Origin of the sequence: Enterococcus sp. MSG3299 (genome assembly GCF_050555765.1) — a bacterium.
Lineage (GTDB): Bacteria > Bacillota > Bacilli > Lactobacillales > Enterococcaceae > Enterococcus > Enterococcus faecalis.
In genome coordinates, this window is record NZ_CP187870.1 from 66,051 (window position 1) to 79,387 (window position 13,337).

A 13,337-nucleotide genomic window follows, 5' to 3' on the forward strand; every position below is an offset into this window, starting at 1 on the left:
AACTTAATTTATAATAAGTGAACATTTTCACATTTCTCATTATAGAGTTTTCATTCGGAAACTTCAAGTAGGAGAGTGTAAAACTTGCGACCATGCTTTTATAAATACTTAATTAGATTCTCTTTTTAAAAATGAATGCTGATCCTAATACCATTAATGAACCTAGGGGTTCTGTTGCAAAGTTTCCAAAAAATCTATTTTAGTGTAAAATTGAGAAAAAAGACAGAGAGGACAGAGTAATGAATTATTTTAAAGGCAAACAATTCAAAAAAGACGTCATTATTGTCGCTGTTGGTTACTACCTGCGTTACAATCTAAGCTATCGTGAAGTTCAGGAATTGTTATATGATCGTGGAATAAATATTTGTCATACTACGATTTATCGTTGGGTGCAAGAGTACAGCAAAGTCCTCTATGATCTTTGGAAGAAGAAAAATAGACAATCCTTCTATTCATGGAAAATGGACGAAACCTATATCAAAATTAAGGGACGTTGGCATTATCTTTATCGTGCAATTGATGCGGACGGCTTAACCTTAGATATCTGGTTACGAAAGAAACGGGATACGCAAGCAGCCTATGCTTTCTTAAAACGACTCCATAAACAGTTTGGTGAGCCGAAAGCAATTGTGACCGATAAAGCACTTTCTCTTGGCTCCGCCTTTAGAAAGTTACAGAGTGTGGGTTTATATACTAAGACAGAGCACCGAACTGTGAAGTATCTTAACAATTTAATAGAACAAGACCATCGACCTATTAAACGACGGAATAAATTTTATCAAAGTCTCCGTACAGCCTCTTCCACGATTAAGGGCATGGAGACCATTCGAGGAATATATAAAAAGAACCGAAGAAATGGAACGCTCTTCGGCTTTTCGGTGTCTACTGAAATCAAGGTATTAATGGGAATACCAGCCTAAGATATTTGGAGTTCAGAGAGGGCGCGTTTGATTTTCAAACTTTGCAACAGAACCGATTTGAAATCTAATTTGGAGATTAGTGTAGCAATTTAAATCAAAAACTTTATTTGAAGTTTATAGAGTCTTACTATCAAAATGATAAATTATATAACTAGCAATAGTATGGGCTATAATTTTTTTAGTTCGTTTTATGACTATAACAAACTCCTAAAAATTATTTTTTCTTAATTAGATTATAAGTCATCAACATTGTATTCGGTGTACCCTTCATAATAATAGCTAATATCAATACCCTTCATGAAGATTTCTCTATCATTAATTTTATCAGTTAAAGCATTTGAGATTAAATATTTGATTTCCAAATCTTTGACTGGGCTTCTTTCCATTGCAGACAAATAATCTTCCTTATTGATTAAGTTCCAGTCTACAACTTGCTGTAATTCTTTTTTCAGGATTAGGTCTAGCCATATTCGGGTTGCTCTACCATTACCTTCACGAAAAGGGTGAGCGATGTTCATTTCAACATATTTGGCTACAATTTCATCTAGATTACTTTGTGGCATTTTATCTATATGTTCTAAAGCGACTTCTAGATACATTACTGGCGCAAAGCGAAAATTTCCTTTAGAAATATTTTGACTTCGTACTTTACCTGCAAATTCATAAATATCTTCAAACAAATAATTATGGATATATGATAGACCTTTGAATGTTCCAATTTCTACTCTGTCAATATCTCCAGAGTCATATAATTGTTTTGCCTTTTCTTTACTGACACGTTCCTCAACTCTGTTTAACTCAAGTTGGTTAATAATACCTAATTTGTTTTCTAACAACTGAATTCACCGCCTATTAATTATTAATCCTCTTTTTCAATAACTCTTTCAACTTTCATGCTAAGTTTTTCAATGTATTTTAGCACGAAAGCTACATAACAATCAAAAAACTAAAGATACATACTATCCAGCTTTTCTCCAATAATATATTTTTTTCCTAATGGTGAAAATAAACTCAATGCCCTTTTTTAAATCTGGAACATCATCATGATAGATAGTTGATGATATATAATAGATGTTTTTTGTTATTACATATTAGACATTAATTTAGATATTTTTAACAATGAACGCTTGCAAAATATCTAATTTACTAGTTTCATTAGTAAGTGCTGCATTCCTAACAACTTGTATTATTCTTTTAGATGAAATTTTTAATAACCCTATTTCTTTAGGAAGCTGTTTAAGTGCAATGAGTGAGATATCTTCAGGAACAACGACCCAGCTATAATTAGTTTTAGTATTTAAAATTATATTGTTAAGTTTGTTATCCGAAAAAACTATTTCGATGCTATGTGTATTTAATTCTTGTGTGTATTTACTAGACACGTTTTCTAGCAATAAAAAATCTAAAGTAACAGATCTCATCAATAACGAAGAATAAAAGGAAAAATTGGGAATTAGCTTATAAACTGATTTTCCTTTGTGATATGAATTCTTAGCAATTTGTAACCACGAACTTTCTGACAATGCAAACGAAAAATCAGATATAGTAAATATTTGTTCGTCACTACTATCAATTTTAGAGTATCTATTCTTTTTAACGATTCCCCCACCCTCTTTAGCTTGAATCGTTTTAATAGTTGACCAAGTGTTTACTAAATCAGATCGCTTAATATCTTTTGCTAAAACTTGTTGCATTAATTCATCTTTTATTTGGCTGTTTCCTTGGCTAATTTTTTCTACTAATTCAAAGTTATCTGGACTGACTTCTACGTCCTCTATGTTAGGAACACTAACTCCCCTACTTCTTGCTCGTTGTTGGTAGTCAAAGTATATTTCTCCTGCTTTTTTTCTTTTCCATATTAGAGATTCAGTTACTCCTGTTACATATGCTAAATGTTTAATCCACTGTGTAAAAGAACTATACTCATTACGCCATAATTTACTATATTCTACTTCTCTTATTAGCTCGTATAGACGCACCCATGAATGAGTATCCTTAGACAATATTTCTTCAATTTCATGTTCTATTTTTCTTAGGTTCAATTTATCCTCCTTTCTGTCTATTTACTATAATACGTTATAGTAAATAGACGTTATAAAAAGAAAGAATTCATGAACATTAAATATTATATGTATTCTTTCTTCCTATTATAATTAAAAAATGTATTCAATGATTTGATCTATTTTAGCCATATCCTTTAATGGTAAATGTTCTATTTGGCTTAACTTTCTTTCTGTAAAATCTAAAGATTTTAATTGGGAAATAACGACTTGTCCATGAGTTTCCATTTCATCAGGTAATGTATAACGAGTGGGCATATTTTTAATTGTAGAAGTTATGGGACAAATTACTGCAAACATTGTCTTTCTATTAAACTCATATCTAGAAACTACTAGACCTGGACGTCTTTTCTGTATTTCTTTTCCAACTGAAGGATCGAAATCTATCCATACAATATCGCCCTTTTTAGGAATATATTTCTTTTCGTCACTCATTAAAATAATTCTCTCCCTCCAGGTTCAATGTCATGCCATTCATCTTTTTCGTAGTACTCCCCTTCTGATCCACCACTAAATGGATCTTGTAATTTAGGGACTAACGTAATTGTCCCATCATCAGAATACATCACTATATATTCTTGGTCTGCTTTTGGTTTCTGTCCGTTATTAGATGGTAATGTCAATACTACAGAACTTCCTTGTTTTCTAGATTTTGTTGTTAACATCCAATCACCTCTTGTATTTCATTATACTAAATAATTAAGTAGTTTTAAATAATTATACACTATATTTAATTAACTTAGTGTAATTTAGTTATATAATCGAGATTAGATATTTCGGGATTAATTCATTGGGTTCAGATACTTAAAAGTTTTTGACCTCTTTGTTTTTTCGTGCTATACTTGGAATTATCAAGTGTCAAAAACTTATGTTCAGAAAAGGTGAGAAAATTTTGTCCATTTATGGTTATTCAAGAGTGAGTACTAGTAATCAAGATTACAAAACCCAGATTCAAAAACTAGAACAAGCCGGAGCAGAAAAAATTTTCAGTGAAAAATATACGGGAACAAAAAAAGAAGGAAGAAAAGAATTAGAAGAACTACTATCTATTGTAAAACCTGACGATAAAGTTTTAGTGACGAAAATTGATAGGCTGGCTAGAAGTATTGTTGATTTAAATTCGATTATCTCTTCTTTAAACAATTCAGGAGTGACTATCACCTTCTTAGATAATGCCCTAACCTTTGAGCCAAATAAAAGTGATTCTATGCAAACATTAATGATGAACATGTTGGGGAGCTTTGCGCAATTTGAAAGAGATTTAATCGTGACGAGAACGCAAGAAGGGAAACAATGGCATCGAGCGAACAATAAAAATTATCGAGAAGGACGTCCGAAAAGAGTTCTAAATGATAAATACAAACATGCACTAGAGTTAATGGAAACAAACAGCATGAGAGAAGTAGAGAAGAAAACAGGTATTTCTTTGTCTACTCTTAAACGAATTAAAAAACAAGCTAAAGAAGAACAATTACTTAGTGAAAAATAGATAAGGAGAAGTTATTATGGAAAATAGAGAGAAGATTATTCAGTTGTTGGAAAATCCTTTAATTTCAGGGTATGGAATAGAAAAAATGTCAAATGGTCGACTCTATTCTGCAAATTTTCAAAGATATAAAAAACGTGTAGCAAAAGAAAAACAGCCAATGGTTATTTTTGATACAATGTCAGTAAAAGTGGAAAAACTATTATTAGAGTTGACCGAAGAAGTATTGCGAGTTCAGCCTAAAACAAAACAAGAATATAGAGAAATGGTTGCAAGATATAGTTTTAGAAACGGAGAGAATTAAGATGGTTGTTCGAAAAAAATATGATTACTGGGGAATAGAAATTACTACGTGGAACAAGACAAATGTAGTTGCTTATGTTGCTTGTGATTGCGGCCAATTGGCTAGAAGAGAGCTAGGAAAATATAATCATTTTAAGTGTAGTAGCTGTAAAAAAGAATATAAATTAAGCAACGGTTCTTATGTAGAAATACGCACAAAAAAAGAATTGAAAAAAGGTAAAATCTTGATAAAATAATAATAGGTAACAACTACTTCCTCAATATAATAGTGTCAGTATGTATAAAGTAATACCTCGAATTTTTGGTGGTTGTTGCTTTTTTTATTTTAGAGATGTATAAAACACCATAAAATTAAGCTAAATAGCGAATTTTATGGTGTTTTAAGTGAAGTAAAATTAACCAAGTGCAAAAAATAGAAATGTAAAATATAAAACTGGATAAATGTTGATAATACCACCTAAGATAAAAGCAATTTTATGGTAAGTTTTATATCCTTTTTTATAATTGAAAATAGCTAAAATAAAACCAATAATTCCTAAAATTAGTCCTACTACCGTTTGTTGAGAATGAATATATAGTTGTGGTGTCAGTACTAAAAGGTTTGCTACTACTCCTAAAAAGAGAATGAATGTAAATAGATATCTCTTCATATAGTTTCCTCCTTAAGATTAGTTAAGAGTATAAAGATTTATACATATAAAATATGATAAAAAATCATTAGTAAATATTACATATTTTCAAAACTTGTTAATCTTTTGTTAGCTTATTATATAAGACCATAAGCTATAGCAATTGCAGGGAATAAGTTGTTTAAAAAGTGTATGGATATGCTTACTCTTAAGTCTTTTGTTTTGTAGTAAGAAACTGAAAGGATAATCCCCATGAAGAAATACATTCCAAAGCTGATAAAATTTGTAGGGCCATGAATAATCCCAAATAAAAAAGAACTGATTAATATTGCTAATAGGGCATTATTTTCTACAAGATATCCTATGATACCTCCTCTAAATACAATTTCTTCCATAATTGGTGCAGCAATTCCTAACAATAAAACCACTAAAACAGGAGATACTCCACTAAATAATTTAATAAGAGTCGAATCATTTGCTGTAGTTGTGTGTCCTTGCATATTTAATAACAATGTTCCACCAATAGCTATGCCTCGATCTATTAATGTTGCTACTAAAATAATCAAAATATTTTTTTTAGTAAGAAATGGATGATTTGTTTTTATAATGTTCATTCTTTTAGCTAAGTAGATTAAAAAAAGAATATTAATAACAACAAGTATGACTGTAACAAGTGTCGAGGAAATATTTAAGTTTTTTTCTCCTGCATCTAAAGATAATTGTTTTATTACTCCAAAAGCAGTGATTCCAATTTGACTAATTATAAATAATATGAAAATTGAAAATATTCTTTTTGCATAGTTCATATAATCACTCCTATTAAAACCAATGTTCGTTTTTTCTATTGATTCTTAAATTTAACAGCTGTACCATATGCTACAACTGACTGCATGTCATTACTAATAGATCCAGAGTCAAAACGCATAGCAATAATAGCGTCGGCCCCAATATTTTTTGCTTCTTCTTTTAAACGGTCCATTGCTATTTTTCGTGCTTCTTGTTGCATTTCTGTATACGCTTTGATTTCTCCGCCCACTAAATTTTTTAATCCTGCGCCAATATTTTTTACAATATTTTTAGAATGTGTTGTTACACCAAATACTACATCAAGTGTTTCGTATTCTACACCATATAATTTTTCTGAAGTTGTTATGAGCATATTAAAAAACCCCTTTCAAAATTTTATGTTATAAGTATAGCATATGAAAGAGAGGAAAAAAACTTACAATATTGTTATTTTATAACTTAAAGTAACTGACTAAAATTGATTAGATATAATAAATATTGATCTTATCAATAAATATAACTGTTGTTTTTTATAGAAGAGAATTAATATAGGCATTCTAAGGAGATGAAAAGTATTTAAATTTATTGAATTTCTGATAAAATAAATTTTGGTAATAACCACTTTGCCAATAGTAGTAGTGTCATGAATTTAACCCTCGATTTTAAGTGGTTATTGCCTTTATTCTTATAGAGTGAAATTTTTTATAACTTCTTTATTTTTTTTAGCCATTGATAAATTCCTACCAAGATAGAGGTTACATAAAAAAGGTAAATACTTAAAAAGAGTATATTCATGATTTCCTCTTAGTTAAGGGGTACATGGAACATAGAAACGAAAATGCACGGTAGGATAAAAATATAATCACAAGAAACGTTGATTTCATACGATTCTTGTGATTATCTACTTTTCTATGCTAAATATTTTATTGGAACATTCATACGAAAATGCACGGTAATAAAAAAAGACGAACATTACTAAAATTTTTCCAAATTTAATGGACGTAATTTTCCATCAGAAAGTTCTTGTTCATATTTAAAGGTGTACTTGCCAACAAAATTAATATGATCACTAATTAAAGGAGATTGTTTTCGTAACATTTCTTCTGAACAATCATATCCTTCTTTTTTCATTTGTTCAAAGACTTTTTCTAAATACAATGAATTCCAATAGATAATGGCATTAGTAACCAATCCTAATGCATTAAGCTGTTCTTCCATTCCATCATAATAGGTTTGGTATAATTTTCCTTTACGTCCATAAAAAATATTTCGACATAAAGCATGACGTGATTCTCCTTTGTTTAATTGTTCTAGAATTTGTCGTGCATAAATTTCGTCAGAAATATAGCGAAGCTGATGTTTTGTTTTATACACTTTCCCATATTCAGTAATAGCTTTACCTAGCTCTGTTGGTTGCCCATTTCGTTGAAGTGCTTTTGTTAACTCTGTCGCATTAACTTTACCTGATTTTAAGGAACCTGCTACCCGAAGGATTTCTTCCCAATAAGTTTGAATAAGTGTTAAATTGATTTTATTTTGTGATAGTGTATTAAGTTCGTGATAATCCGCATCAGAATCAATTCGCCAAAGTTTTGTTCCTTTATCATTTGCGATTCGCGGGCTAAATTGGAATCCTAATAAGGCAAAAAGCCCAAATATCATATCACTATAACCAGCTGTATCTGTCATTATCTGATTAGGAGTTAGCTCGCTAGGTTGATTAAGAAATCCTTCTAATAAGTACAATGAATCACGGAGTGTACCAGAAACAACCATACCATGAAATCCTATATATTGATCAGAAATAAAATTATAAAAAGTAATTCCTCGACCACGCCCAAAATATTTTGGGTTGCTTTTAGAATATAGAGAACGTTGTGGAGTAATATAACGAATACCATCAGCTGATGCCATATAACCGTCTCCCCATAATTTAGTTATAGCAAGTTTTCGGTGTGCATGAATAATTTTTTGATTAGCTGCAGAGAGCGTGTCTACTCGAATATAGTGGTGATTAACATAGATTAGGCGATCATATTTTAACGAATCAATACTATTTTTTGAAACTGGAGAAAAACCGATATTACAAGCTTCTGATAAAAGAACAGCTAGTAAACTAATATCTAAGTCTTTCATTTTTGTGTCTTTGTCATTTAAGTGATTAAATAGTTGAGTAAGATTTAATTGTTGATTTACTTCTAATAACAAATCTGTTAAATCAATTTTGGGTAATAATTGTTGAATACGTAATTTAAACGCTTTCTCTTCTTTATTTTCATAAACTTTTTTTAATCTGGAAACAATTAATTGATTATTATTTTCTATTCGAGCCATATTAGAAGTAGGCCAACGTCTTAATGCTTCTTTGTAAGAAAGATCTAAATCTTTTTTTAACCATAAAGATACTTCTTCTCCAGAAGAAGGTAGACCTAGTTGTTCTAATACAATCCCTTTTTGTTGAAGCCATGTTTGTTTATCCAGTAAACAATCCATAGGATTGTTATAAAGATTGCTTTGGGAAATATAGATATCATGCCGTTTGAACGATTGAATTAAGCATTCAATTGCGGCAATTAAAACACATTTATTAGTCTGATTTGGATTTTCTTGAATATAATAAACCCATTTTTTTGGAAGAGTATGTTCAATTGTTTGAAACATTTTATAAGTGATTGGGTTAGGGAAACGATTATTTATGAAAGACCAAAGTTCTTTACAATTATTTCCATAGTTGTTGCTGTCGAAATTTAAAGTAATTAAAATATCCGGAATAAATTTTTTAAACTTTCGATAAGTAGTTAGAAGTTCAACAATAGCAATAGGTTCTTGCTCATTTTTCACTAATTTTCTAACTTGTGTGACTGCAGAATAAATGCTTTCTTCAGAATATTTTTTTAAAATTTGACTACGTATAGAACTATCACTGTTATTAGAGGATTCTGTCATAACAAATTCAACAATATCTGAAAGTGTTGAAGCTGCACGGTCTAAATCTTTAATTGTCCGAAGTCTTTCATTAGCTTCTTTATTCTTAGCACGTCTAAAAATTGTTTCAAAAAAATTAACCAGGGCTAAAATTTGTTCGTCCATAGCTTTTCGTTTATAGATATAAATAAATGCTACTAACAAAGCTATTTTTTTCTGTTCACTCATACGTTGAATCAATTGGGCTTTAGCTTTAAATGCATAATTGGCTAATATTTTTATTTTTCCTTCAGGAATTAATTTTATTTGCCAGTTTTCTGTAGAAAAAGTTTGGAATTGTTTTAATCGTTCAAATCCTCTAGAAATTTCTTTCAAACTGTAGTCAGTCAAAGGAGTTCTTAAAATATCCATTTTAATTGTTGCTCCATAAACAGGTGTTCCAACTAATTCTAAAAGATTTAAGAGTTGTTTTTTCTCCTTATTCGTTGGAATTAATGCTAATTGTTTATATAATTGCTCTTCAGCTTTTTCAACGATGCTAGCTATAAAACGTGAAAAAGTAGTAAACCCTGGTAATATTATTTTCTCATCTAAACATTTTTTTAGAAGCATATCAAAGAGCATATTTGTAGATTCTGTAGTATAAATGGCCCTATTTAATAGCCAATTACTTAAATACTTTTTTAGATGGCTAAACTCTTTATACCCATAAATATTTTTAATTAACTTGACATGATCATCTTTTGTTTGTCGCCTTTTATAATTATGTATCTCTTTAGGATTAATTTTTAGCTGAGCTGCCACATAAATAATCGCATTTTCAGGAATAGTGTTTATATCTGTACAAAATGTTCCTAAAAATCTTAGCGAACTTAATTGTAATGAAAATCCTAACTTAGTTGAAGACAATCTCATTGTAGAAATTATTTCTAAATCTTTTTCATGTAAATAAAAAAATTGATTTAATTGTTCAGCACTAGGCTCCCCTAAATAAGTTCCAAAAGAATCCTTTTTATCTTTCATTTATTCTGTTTTAATCCTCCTAGAAGTAAATTTTAAGTAGACTTATAATTTACTTTTAAAAATGTTATGATAACAGTAAAAACACAAGTAAATTTTACATGTAAATTATATCACTTTTTAAGGAGAGTTTATGGCAAAAATTGGCTATATTCGTGTGTCTAGTCAAGACCAAAATTTAGACCGACAAGTTGCAATGTTGAACCAACTCAAAATCGACAAATTATTTCAAGAAAAAGCAAGTGGAAAAGATTGTAATCGACCTGAATTTCAAAAACTGCTGAATTATATTCGCGAAGGAGATTGTGTGGTTGTTGCTTCGCTTGATCGTTTAGGAAGAAACTATGAAGACATTAAACAGACGGTCGCGTTTATGAAGCAGAAAAACGTCTCATTACAAATTCTTGACGCCCCATTTTTAAATTTCAATACAGGGAATGAACTGTTAGATACAGCTATGTTTGACATGTTTTTATCGTTATTGAGTTATATTGCCCAAAATGAACGAGAAAAAATTAAGGAGAGACAACGTCAAGGGGTCCTTTTAGCCAAACAAGCGGGACGGTATAAAGGACGTCCGACAGAGTATGCGCCAAATTCTAAAAACCCTCAAAAACGTCTTGTTTACCAAACAGTAGTCAAGCAATTAAAACAAGGAGATACAGTAGCAGAAATCGCAACAGAAAATGGACTTTCTCGGCCAACCGTATACAAAATAAAAAAAGCGAATAATTTGTAGATTTTATCTACAGTTATTCGCTTTTCTACCGTGCATTTTCGTTTCTATGTTCCATGTACCCCGTATATGTTAGGAAAAGAGATTTATAGATGAAATAAAGTACTGAAGGTTATAAAAGGCCATAGGGATATTTTAAATTTATGTTATAATTATTGCGGCAACTGCCAAGTAAGGTGGTGTAACTATGGCTGAGAAACTAATTTCGTTGATTATCGCACCGCTACTTGTGGGTCTAGTACTTTTGCTAGTTGATCGTTGGTTAGACGATTAGCCGATAATCTAAGCAGTTGCCTTCTAACTCCAACGCTGAAGTCGCAACAGCGCAAAAAAAAGCCCCCCTATTTGCGGTAGGAGGGCTTTTTGGTGTAACTGAGCTGTTGAACTAATTTCGTTTCGCACCTTCAGTATAACATATTATTAAAAGAGGTCAACAAAAAAGAAGCAGATACGCCCTTCCCTTATTGCATGTTTTTTAGTATAATATTACTGCGAACGCATTAATAACCTAAGAAAGGAAACTTACCCACCATGCCTAGAAAAACCTTTGTATATCCACACCCTATCAACGCATACATTATCAAGCATCTAGGGATTACTGTAGAAGAATTTTGTGAATTACATGCTTTCTCTCAAGGAACTGTTTCTTCTTGGATTACTCGTAACAAAAAAATTGAAACACTTCCTATCTCATTTATTTATTCTCTTTCTTTGTCAGCCAGCAAGACTATGGATCAGGTCTATTCAGACCTTCTAAAATTGCAAGACGATTATTTGCTGCACTTAGAACGCCACAGACGAACTAAAAAAATTATAGACGAAGAATGATATTGTAATATCACACTATTGTAACATCGTATAGTCAAACTATAATAATATTGTATTATTACAATATCACGTTGCTACAATTTCACTATATCGCGAAGTAACAATACTATACAATTGTAATATCGTAATATTAATAAATCGCAATAGTATGACTCCACGATCGAACAATATTGTAATATTAATAAATTATGATATTGCAATATTGCGATATTGTGATATAATAATGACATAACATCACAAGGAGGACATTATTATGGCACGAATAATTTCAGTTGCAAACCAAAAAGGCGGTGTTTCAAAGACAACGACTAGCATTAACCTTGGAGCGGCATTGCATTTTACTTTTAACAAAAGCGTACTTGTAATTGACATGGACCCCCAGGGAAATGCCACTGATAATTTTGGATTCGACATTGATGGCACGAATGTTCCAACAATATATGAAGTATTAAAAGATGAGGCTTCGATTACTGAAGCTATTCTAAATTACAAAGGAATCGATGTAATTCCTGCTGATATTGCTCTTTCTTCAGCAGAACGTGAATTTACACAAGTTGGAAGTGAACATAGACTTAAAAGAGTTCTTCAACCAATTGAAGAAAACTATGATTATATTATTATTGATTGCCCACCAAGTTTGGGTATATTAACAGTAAATGCGTTCACTGTCTCTGATGAAATTATTATTCCTGTAGAAGCCGCATATTTTTCACTAAAAGGATTAGTTAAATTGAACGAAACAATCGAGACTGTTAAAGAATACACAAATGAGAGCTTAATCATACGAGGTGTTCTTTTCACAAAATATAATGAAAGATTTAACATTTCAAAAGAAATGAATAAAACAGCAAATCAAATTTCTGATGCCCTCCACGTAAACATATTTGATACTTACATTAGACGAACTATCACTGTTGATGAAGCCCAAGCAGCAGGTTCCGACTTGATTAGCTTTAATAAGACTTCGACCGCTGAAGACGATTATATCCAGTTTACAAAAGAATTTTTAGAGAAGGTAGGAGATTTGAATGAGTAATAATAGAGGAAAATCAGCCGCGGAACGACTTTTGGGTGCAGGAAAAGAAGACACCAATCCAACTAAAGCAACTACTTCTAATGAAAAAGAATTAAAAACTACACATGAACACATTGTTATGAATAAAAAAAACATAGAAAAATTGATTAAACAACAAGGTAACAGCAAAAGAAATGCTGATAGTATTCGGATCAATCCAATCCTTGCAAATGCTTTAAAATACTGGACTTCAATTGGCGAACCAGAAAAAAGTAAACCTGATGTTATCGAAGAAACGCTTTTGAAATCTATTCCTGAAGAGTATTTAATTAAAGGATATGAAATGGCAAAAAAACAAAATAAAATTTGATAATATTGTGGTATCACAATATTACAATATTAGACAACAACAATATCATAATATTGTTGTTGTTTTTTTTCTACAAACGCTGTTGTATCAATAATAATCTTTTAAATATTGTAATATCACGATATTCCGATATCGCAATTGTATTATATCACAATATCGTGATATAATAAGAAAGTAGGGAAATACTGTTATATCAGTATTTGCAAGGGAAATAAAAGTAGGTTAAACTATAAACTAACAAAAACAGAGAGGTAAAGCT

General features: G+C 30.7%; 17 protein-coding genes. 9 read left to right on the forward strand and 8 right to left on the reverse strand.

The window, feature by feature from the left end:
- Nucleotides 1-239: 239 nt before the first annotated feature.
- Entirely contained in the window at nt 240-920 is a 681-nt protein-coding gene (locus IGL23_RS13955; protein WP_002367779.1) for an IS6 family transposase, read from the forward strand.
- Nucleotides 921-1,153: 233 nt separating this feature from the next.
- On the opposite strand, the gene fic is transcribed toward IGL23_RS13955, so the two are convergent.
- From fic to mazE, 4 genes are all read right to left on the reverse strand, one after another.
- A complete protein-coding gene (gene fic, locus IGL23_RS13960) occupies nt 1,154-1,756 on the reverse strand; it encodes a protein adenylyltransferase Fic (RefSeq protein WP_002367780.1) in 603 nt (200 codons plus the stop codon).
- Nucleotides 1,757-2,023: 267 nt separating this feature from the next.
- Entirely contained in the window at nt 2,024-2,962 is a 939-nt protein-coding gene (locus IGL23_RS13965) for a hypothetical protein (RefSeq protein ID WP_002394789.1), read from the reverse strand.
- 111 nt (nt 2,963-3,073) lie between these two features.
- Nucleotides 3,074-3,415 (reverse strand): type II toxin-antitoxin system PemK/MazF family toxin, encoded by a 342-nt coding sequence (locus IGL23_RS13970; RefSeq protein WP_002394791.1) that lies wholly within the window; start codon nt 3,413-3,415, stop codon nt 3,074-3,076.
- A complete protein-coding gene (gene mazE, locus IGL23_RS13975; protein WP_002362431.1) occupies nt 3,415-3,645 on the reverse strand; it encodes a type II toxin-antitoxin system PemI/MazE family antitoxin in 231 nt (76 codons plus the stop codon). Before mazE ends, IGL23_RS13970 begins: the two co-directional genes overlap by 1 nt.
- 203 nt (nt 3,646-3,848) lie before the next feature.
- Between mazE and IGL23_RS13980 the strand changes: the two genes are divergently transcribed.
- From IGL23_RS13980 to IGL23_RS13990, 3 genes are read left to right on the forward strand one after another with little or no spacing between them, the layout of a single operon-like run.
- On the forward strand, nt 3,849-4,469 hold the full coding sequence (locus IGL23_RS13980) for a recombinase family protein (RefSeq protein WP_013438829.1): 621 nt from the start codon (nt 3,849-3,851) through the stop codon (nt 4,467-4,469).
- Nucleotides 4,470-4,485: 16 nt separating this feature from the next.
- A complete protein-coding gene (locus IGL23_RS13985; protein ID WP_002394798.1) occupies nt 4,486-4,770 on the forward strand; it encodes a hypothetical protein in 285 nt (94 codons plus the stop codon).
- Between the two features lies 1 nt (nt 4,771).
- Nucleotides 4,772-5,005, forward strand: a complete 234-nt coding sequence (locus IGL23_RS13990; protein ID WP_002394799.1) for a hypothetical protein — start codon at nt 4,772-4,774, stop codon at nt 5,003-5,005.
- 159 nt (nt 5,006-5,164) lie between these two features.
- Here the strand turns inward: IGL23_RS13990 and IGL23_RS13995 are convergent, their stop codons facing one another.
- The 4 genes from IGL23_RS13995 to IGL23_RS14010 all read right to left on the reverse strand — a co-directional run bounded on the left by IGL23_RS13995 (nt 5,165) and on the right by IGL23_RS14010 (nt 10,132).
- Entirely contained in the window at nt 5,165-5,419 is a 255-nt protein-coding gene (locus IGL23_RS13995; RefSeq protein WP_002394800.1) for a hypothetical protein, read from the reverse strand.
- A 116-nt stretch (nt 5,420-5,535) separates the two neighbouring features.
- Nucleotides 5,536-6,204 (reverse strand): CPBP family intramembrane glutamic endopeptidase, encoded by a 669-nt coding sequence (locus tag IGL23_RS14000; RefSeq protein WP_002403283.1) that lies wholly within the window; start codon nt 6,202-6,204, stop codon nt 5,536-5,538.
- 35 nt (nt 6,205-6,239) lie between these two features.
- Nucleotides 6,240-6,557 carry a heavy metal-binding domain-containing protein gene (locus IGL23_RS14005; RefSeq protein WP_002394802.1) on the reverse strand — a complete coding sequence of 106 codons (318 nt, stop codon included), beginning with the start codon at nt 6,555-6,557 and terminating at the stop codon, nt 6,240-6,242.
- Nucleotides 6,558-7,159: 602 nt separating this feature from the next.
- A complete protein-coding gene (locus IGL23_RS14010; protein WP_002367800.1) occupies nt 7,160-10,132 on the reverse strand; it encodes a Tn3 family transposase in 2,973 nt (990 codons plus the stop codon).
- 130 nt (nt 10,133-10,262) lie between these two features.
- On the opposite strand from IGL23_RS14010, the gene IGL23_RS14015 reads away from it, so the two are divergent.
- From IGL23_RS14015 to IGL23_RS14035, 5 genes are all read left to right on the forward strand, one after another.
- A complete protein-coding gene (locus IGL23_RS14015) occupies nt 10,263-10,868 on the forward strand; it encodes a recombinase family protein (protein ID WP_002367801.1) in 606 nt (201 codons plus the stop codon).
- A gap of 184 nt (nt 10,869-11,052) precedes the next feature.
- Nucleotides 11,053-11,139, forward strand: coding sequence for a type I toxin-antitoxin system Fst family toxin (locus tag IGL23_RS14020; protein ID WP_012881081.1), 87 nt, complete (start codon nt 11,053-11,055; stop codon nt 11,137-11,139).
- Nucleotides 11,140-11,396: 257 nt separating this feature from the next.
- Nucleotides 11,397-11,693 carry a hypothetical protein gene (locus IGL23_RS14025; RefSeq protein ID WP_002387528.1) on the forward strand — a complete coding sequence of 99 codons (297 nt, stop codon included), beginning with the start codon at nt 11,397-11,399 and terminating at the stop codon, nt 11,691-11,693.
- 253 nt (nt 11,694-11,946) lie between these two features.
- A complete protein-coding gene (locus IGL23_RS14030; protein WP_002369746.1) occupies nt 11,947-12,729 on the forward strand; it encodes a ParA family protein in 783 nt (260 codons plus the stop codon).
- Nucleotides 12,722-13,078 carry a hypothetical protein gene (locus IGL23_RS14035; RefSeq protein ID WP_002360663.1) on the forward strand — a complete coding sequence of 119 codons (357 nt, stop codon included), beginning with the start codon at nt 12,722-12,724 and terminating at the stop codon, nt 13,076-13,078. Before IGL23_RS14030 ends, IGL23_RS14035 begins: the two co-directional genes overlap by 8 nt.
- The last annotated feature ends 259 nt before the right edge of the window (nt 13,079-13,337 follow it).

Coding starts and splice junctions, on each gene's coding strand:
- IGL23_RS13955 (WP_002367779.1), top strand. CDS start 240: ATGAATTATTTTAAAGGCAAACAATTCAAAAAAGACGTCATTATTGTC.
- IGL23_RS13970 (WP_002394791.1), bottom strand. CDS start 3,415: ATGAGTGACGAAAAGAAATATATTCCTAAAAAGGGCGATATTGTATGG.
- mazE (WP_002362431.1), bottom strand. CDS start 3,645: ATGTTAACAACAAAATCTAGAAAACAAGGAAGTTCTGTAGTATTGACA.
- IGL23_RS13980 (WP_013438829.1), top strand. CDS start 3,849: ATGTTCAGAAAAGGTGAGAAAATTTTGTCCATTTATGGTTATTCAAGA.
- IGL23_RS13985 (WP_002394798.1), top strand. CDS start 4,486: ATGGAAAATAGAGAGAAGATTATTCAGTTGTTGGAAAATCCTTTAATT.
- IGL23_RS13990 (WP_002394799.1), top strand. CDS start 4,772: ATGGTTGTTCGAAAAAAATATGATTACTGGGGAATAGAAATTACTACG.
- IGL23_RS13995 (WP_002394800.1), bottom strand. CDS start 5,419: ATGAAGAGATATCTATTTACATTCATTCTCTTTTTAGGAGTAGTAGCA.
- IGL23_RS14000 (WP_002403283.1), bottom strand. CDS start 6,204: ATGAACTATGCAAAAAGAATATTTTCAATTTTCATATTATTTATAATT.
- IGL23_RS14005 (WP_002394802.1), bottom strand. CDS start 6,557: ATGCTCATAACAACTTCAGAAAAATTATATGGTGTAGAATACGAAACA.
- IGL23_RS14010 (WP_002367800.1), bottom strand. CDS start 10,132: ATGAAAGATAAAAAGGATTCTTTTGGAACTTATTTAGGGGAGCCTAGT.
- IGL23_RS14015 (WP_002367801.1), top strand. CDS start 10,263: ATGGCAAAAATTGGCTATATTCGTGTGTCTAGTCAAGACCAAAATTTA.
- IGL23_RS14020 (WP_012881081.1), top strand. CDS start 11,053: ATGGCTGAGAAACTAATTTCGTTGATTATCGCACCGCTACTTGTGGGT.
- IGL23_RS14025 (WP_002387528.1), top strand. CDS start 11,397: ATGCCTAGAAAAACCTTTGTATATCCACACCCTATCAACGCATACATT.
- IGL23_RS14030 (WP_002369746.1), top strand. CDS start 11,947: ATGGCACGAATAATTTCAGTTGCAAACCAAAAAGGCGGTGTTTCAAAG.
- IGL23_RS14035 (WP_002360663.1), top strand. CDS start 12,722: ATGAGTAATAATAGAGGAAAATCAGCCGCGGAACGACTTTTGGGTGCA.